Raw genomic sequence first — 5899 nt, forward strand, 5'->3', positions numbered from 1 at the left:
ACTAAATATAGTCATAAAAGCGAGGTAGCTATATATAAATAATCTTTTCGTTCTTTTAGTTTACATAATATATATTATAGGAAGTTATGTATTGAGTGGAAGATGTGGCTTTACCTATACTCTATTATGTTTCTATTGATAAATTGTTGTTGTATTTGCATGACTTTGGTTACACATTGTTCACCGAGATTTTGTTTTGGTTCGCTTTAGTCAGAACTTCCGCAAATTCTAAACCAAAAAAGCCGTTTTTATGTATTTTAGTTTAGGTAATTTCGTATATATAACAAGTTATGGATTTAAGTATATAAAAACTTGGATTTAGAACTGATAATTGATTTGTATTGATTGATGTGTCTTTAGTTTACATAATCTAAGATATTGCATTAAAATATCCAGATACCTCTTTGCACCTGGATATTATATGAATGATTTAATTTTCATTATAAGCAGCTATAAGTTCTTTCGTATATGGATGTCTTGATTCATCAAATAATTGATTGGTTTTAAAGTCATCTACAATATGACCATTTTGAATGACAATCATTCGTTCAACAATTTGATTCAACATCGCTATATCATGTGAAATAATAATCATTGTTGTTTGTTGCTGATCATGGATAGCTTTAAGTTTTTCTACTAATTTTTGTTCAGCTACAACATCTAAGCTTGATGTAATTTCATCACAGATTAACACATCTGGTTGCAACATGACAGTTCTTAGGACGTTAAAACGTTGTAATTGTCCCCCGCTGACTTGATCGGGATAGCGAGTTAAGAGTTGAGTATCTATATCTAATTGTTTCATTAAAGATAATACAACTTGCTCAAAGGAATGTTCAGCATTCGCATAGTATTTTAAAGGTTCTTTTAATGATGCTTTAAGGGTTAATTTTGGATTAAAGCTTTGCGTCGCTTGTTGGAAAATCGGTAAGATACGAGGCGAATTGATATCTATTGTGCCTTGAATAGGTGTTAAATCACCTAGAATCAAGTTCATTAATGTCGTTTTACCAGAACCAGATTCTCCTATAACCCCTACTAATTCGCCCTTTTGGATATTGAGGTTGATGTTATGCAGAATATCTTCTTTGTCATACGCAAAACTGAGATGCTTAATTTTAATCATGCTTATCTTCCTTTCGAATTAAGCGACTTCTCGCATTTAATAAATGTTTAGTATAAGCATCTATCTTGCCTGCTTTAAATTGCGAGACGGGTCCACTTTCAATTATAGTACCATCTTTAATGACGTTGATTTCGTCCGCATATTGAATCACATGTGTTAAGTTATGTGTGATTAATAATAAAGTCGTATTGTGAGCTTCAGCTAAATGTTTAATTAGTTTCATGATGCGCTGACCATTTAATACATCTAATGATGCGACAGGTTCATCCGCGATAATTAAATCGGGTTCTAACATTAACACACTGGCGATATATAGACGTTCAAGCTGTCCACCTGATAACATGAAACGATATTTAGATAAAATTTCAGTAGAGTCTAAATTCACCCATTTCAAAGCACGTTCAATTTGATGTAATGCTTCCTGTTTAGAAACAGGATAGTGCGTGCGATATATCGAGCTTAACTGTTTACCTAGCTGCGTATGATTATTAAAACTATGTGCATAATCTTGTGAAATATAACCTATTCGTTTACCTAATAAAGGTTTAATAGTTTGAATGGGTTGATTCTCAAAATAGAATTGATCATAAGATACTTGTAATTCTTTGGGTGTTTGACCGATTAATGTACTTGCAGTCAAACTCTTCCCTGAACCACTTTCACCGATTAAGACATTTACTTTACCTTTTAAAATAGATAGGTTTAAATGCTGTATTAAGGAGCGTTGCTGCTTATCCGTGATATTCAAATTATTCAGCTGCATTAATACGTTAGTCATGAATACCCCTTCTTTCTGCGATATGATCTCGTAACGCATCTCCTGATAAATTAAAGAGTAAAATAGTAATAGAAATCAATGTCGCTGGAGCCAACAACATAATCGGATGTTCAGTAAAGAAGTCTCTTCCTGCAGCTAACATGGCACCCCATTCTGGTGAAGGAGGTTGCGCTCCTAATCCCAAGAATGAAAGTGATGAAATGTACAAGATAATTTTACCGATGTCTACAATTATCAAGACGATTAATGAAGGTAGCACTTGCGGTAATAAATGCTTAAAGATAATTACATAGCTAGGCACATGGAAATAGCGTGCGAGTTTGATATAATTTTTGTTCATTTCTGTGTTTACAATTGTCCGTGTTACTCTGGTGTAAGTCATCCAGTTGATGATAGTAATCGCAATAACCAAGTTCCAAATGCTCGGTTTAAAGAAACTCGCAAAAGCAATCATTAGGACGAAGTCAGGAATACCTAAACCAATATCAATGATTCTCATAATAATAGTATCTAATATACCTTTTCGATAACCTGCAATTAAGCCTAAAGGCACTCCGATAATTACAATTAATGCGATGGTTAACAAAGTAATCGCAAGTGTATAACGTGCACCGATTACTAGGCGCGCAAATAAATCTCTGCCATAGTCATCAGTACCAAGCCAGTGCTGCGGACCTGGATTTTGTAAGGCGTCATTTAAATGAACAGTTAAAGCTTGGTTGTTTGTGACTGTAAATTGGAGAAGAATGAGTAAAAGCAGATAGATACCGAAAACATAAAAAATGATGTTTTGTTTCGTTAGTCTCATAATTGTTTCACTCGCCCTTCTCTTCTGCGTGACCATAACGATTTAGGTTTCAAGTGTTTATAACGTTGTGTCGGATCTAAGAATAAGATAATAATATCAGCAATCGCATTACCAATGACTATAAAGGCACCTATCATTAATACGGCACCTTGAACGACAGGATAATCTCTTGAACGAATGCTTTCAACTAAGAAATAACCGATACCAGGGACATCAAATAAGTTTTCAATAACGACAGTGCTACCAATTAAACCGCCAATAGACATCCCGATAATTGAAATAACGGGTATTAACGCAGGTTTGAAAATATCTTTAAATAGAATATAGCTTTCTGACATACCACGTGCTCGTGATGCTTTTACTTCTCTGCTCCGATATAAATCTATTAGAGTCGAACGCATTAATCGAATATGATATGCACTCAAACCGATACTCAACGCGATAATCGGCATAATATAACCAGCAGGTGTATCAATACCAGCTGCTGGTAAAAGCTCTAGTTTTTGTGCTAAGAAATAAATCAATAACATTCCTAAAAAGAATGAAGGAATAGAAACAAAAGCTGAAGTTATAACACGAATCGTACGGTCAATCCAAGTATGATAATAGACAGCAGCTAATGTTCCAAGTGTTAAAGATAATAATAATGTAATCAATAATGTACCGAATGCGATAGTGAGTGTGGGTGGTGTGAAGAATAATAGTTCACTTAAAACTGGCTCTTGTGTTTGAATACTTGTACCGAAGTCTAAGCGCAGAATATGCGTAAACCATTCCCACCACTGCACAAGAATGGGTTGATTTAATCCTAATTGCGCTCTAGTTTGTTCGATTTGGTCATGAGAAACATTTGCGACATCCAAATGCAACATTTTATTGACCGGATCACCAGGAGACAGTTTCATTAAAATAAACGTAATAGTAGAAAGGACAAATAATACTAAGATCATTTGTCCTATTCTAGAGAGTAAATGTTTAATTATCATTTCTGCTTATCTACCTTTTCATCAATCAGGTAGATACCTTCTGGTGTCGTTTGAACATTTTCAACCTTTTGATTCATCGTATTGATTTGATCATTATAAAGGATATAACTGTTTGGAACTTCTTGTTTAGATACTTCTAAAATTTCATTTGTTAAGTGATGGCGTTCATTTTTATCTACAGTATGATTCAATTGTTCAATCAATTGATCTACTTTGTGATTATGATAAGCGCCCTTGTTTACTGCACCATCTTTTTTATAGGCCATATTAAAGAAGTAACCTGTATCTCCTCTAGGGATGGTACCGAAACTATACATAGAAGCATCCCAATCTTTTTTGTTTTTCAAGAAACCTTCAATATCATCCACATTTTGAATTTTAATTTGCATGTGTGCTTTTTTTGCATCGGATTGAATGACTTGTAAGATTTTAGTCAGTTCTGGTCTGCCTGAGTAAGATGAAACATTCAATTTTAATGGATGTTTCTCTGAATAGCCTGCTTTTTCCATCAGTGCTTTCGCTTTAGAGATATCTTGTTTTGGGATAGCCTTATCTTTAATAAAATCTAATTTCGTATTGAAAGGCCCATTAGCAGGTTTCGCATAATGATCTGCAACTTTATCACTGATTTGTTGTCGATTAATCACAGCATCTAATGCTTCTCGTACTTCTTTAGTCATTTTAGGACTTGTGTGGTTATAAAGTAACAGAGATGTTCTGAAACCTGAAGTATTCTCTAATTTTGCTTTATCTGATTTTTTGACGCTGTTGATTTTATCTACAGGTACATTAGTCGTGACATCAGTACGGCCAGAGAGTACATGTTCTGTTCTTGAACTACCATCTTCATTAAAGGTAACTTTCATAGATTTTAATTCTGGTTTACCATGCCAATAATCTTTATTTTGACTCAAATTGATTTGTTGTGTACGTTTAAAATCTTTAATCGCATACGGACCTGTGCCGACAGGTGTTTGTTTAATATCTGTTTTTGATTTTGTATCGTAGATTGCGGTAAAAGGACTTGCAAGTTCAGATATCAACTCAGGATATGCACCTTTAGTTTTAATCGTTACTTTTTGGCCTTCAGCTTTAATAGATTCAATGGGTAGTGTTGCTTTTAGCAATTCACTGTTTTTCAAACCTTGTTCCAAACTATCTTTGACAGCTTGACCTGTTAACGCATGTCCATTTTGGAATTTAATGCCATCTTTTAATGTGAAAGTTAATGTGTCATCTGATGGTTGTTCGTACGATTTAACAAGATGAGGTTTAATATCCCCTTTTGAAGTTGTTTTAAATAAGGTTTCAGCTGCTCCAATTGTAACCGGGACATCTGTATCATACGGGGCAAGTGTTGTTGTTTTTAGTGGAAGTTCGACTTTTAATTGATCATCAGCTGATGATGAACCTCCGTTATGACTGCATCCAGCAAGTAAGACTGCACCAGCAGCAAGTGATGTAAGTAATCGTTTCATGAAAGACATCTCAATTAAAGTTGTGATATGTATGCTTGAACATTATCTTTTTGAGATGCTGTTCACATCCTTTCTATCTATAGGCATCATTGTTTAATTATAATACTTAAATATTTATTTTAAAAGAAGAGTGCGTTAACAGTGTGGTACAGACAAAATAAAACAAGACTGTACAAAAACAGTCTTGTGCATCATAAATAAATTTATTTTTTTCTGCGAAAACCATGTATACGTGAACGTCTGCCTTCTTGTTCATACAATTCTTTTTGAAGACGTTTTTCTAAACGGCGACGTCTGAAGTCACGTGTAAAATACCAAACTAAGAAACTTTCAATTAAACTGATAATCGCCATAAATGCAGCATACCCCAATAATGGCTGATATGTGATATCGAAAAAGTTCGGTAAAAAGAATGCGAGTACACCTAATACCACAAAGGTTAATACTGCAGGTGCAACCCACTTACTTAAAGCGAGACCGAAAAAGACAGTTACGATTAATACAGCTACAATCGTAATCCATAAATAATTCGGCATATCAAAAATCGTCATATACTTACCCCTCTCATTTTTATGAGAAATTAATCGTTTATTTTACATATATTGTACAGTAAAGTCACTAAAACATGAAATAAATCAAAGTTTGTGCTAGATGCTTTCAACTAAAGCTTGATGTATAATTTATTCATAACAATTATTAATAAGATTGCAGGAGGAATTCTAT

General features: G+C 34.0%; 6 protein-coding genes. All 6 read right to left on the reverse strand.

From position 1 onward, the window contains the following. Positions 1–430: 430 nt before the first annotated feature. On the reverse strand, positions 431–1126 hold the full coding sequence (locus BU038_RS11630; RefSeq protein WP_107606155.1) for an ABC transporter ATP-binding protein: 696 nt from the start codon (positions 1124–1126) through the stop codon (positions 431–433). Further along, positions 1119–1904: an ATP-binding cassette domain-containing protein gene (locus BU038_RS11635; RefSeq protein WP_107606156.1), complete on the reverse strand. Its 786-nt coding sequence runs from the start codon at positions 1902–1904 to the stop codon at positions 1119–1121. The genes BU038_RS11630 and BU038_RS11635 overlap by 8 nt, the downstream gene beginning before the upstream one ends. Then, entirely contained in the window at positions 1897–2715 is an 819-nt protein-coding gene (nikC, locus tag BU038_RS11640) for a nickel transporter permease (protein WP_107606160.1), read from the reverse strand. Before nikC ends, BU038_RS11635 begins: the two co-directional genes overlap by 8 nt. Beyond that, on the reverse strand, positions 2709–3695 hold the full coding sequence (nikB, locus tag BU038_RS11645; protein WP_428843603.1) for a nickel ABC transporter permease: 987 nt from the start codon (positions 3693–3695) through the stop codon (positions 2709–2711). The genes nikC and nikB overlap by 7 nt, the downstream gene beginning before the upstream one ends. After that, positions 3695–5176: a nickel ABC transporter substrate-binding protein gene (gene nikA, locus BU038_RS11650; RefSeq protein ID WP_107606158.1), complete on the reverse strand. Its 1482-nt coding sequence runs from the start codon at positions 5174–5176 to the stop codon at positions 3695–3697. Before nikA ends, nikB begins: the two co-directional genes overlap by 1 nt. A 203-nt stretch (positions 5177–5379) precedes the next feature. After that, positions 5380–5727 carry a hypothetical protein gene (locus tag BU038_RS11655; RefSeq protein ID WP_107606159.1) on the reverse strand — a complete coding sequence of 116 codons (348 nt, stop codon included), beginning with the start codon at positions 5725–5727 and terminating at the stop codon, positions 5380–5382. Positions 5728–5899 lie beyond the last annotated feature (172 nt).

Origin of the sequence: Staphylococcus simulans, assembly GCF_003043455.1 — a bacterium.
Taxonomy (GTDB): domain Bacteria; phylum Bacillota; class Bacilli; order Staphylococcales; family Staphylococcaceae; genus Staphylococcus; species Staphylococcus simulans_A.

Coding starts and splice junctions, on each gene's coding strand:
- BU038_RS11630 (WP_107606155.1), bottom strand. CDS start 1,126: ATGATTAAAATTAAGCATCTCAGTTTTGCGTATGACAAAGAAGATATT.
- BU038_RS11635 (WP_107606156.1), bottom strand. CDS start 1,904: ATGACTAACGTATTAATGCAGCTGAATAATTTGAATATCACGGATAAG.
- nikA (WP_107606158.1), bottom strand. CDS start 5,176: ATGAAACGATTACTTACATCACTTGCTGCTGGTGCAGTCTTACTTGCT.
- BU038_RS11655 (WP_107606159.1), bottom strand. CDS start 5,727: ATGACGATTTTTGATATGCCGAATTATTTATGGATTACGATTGTAGCT.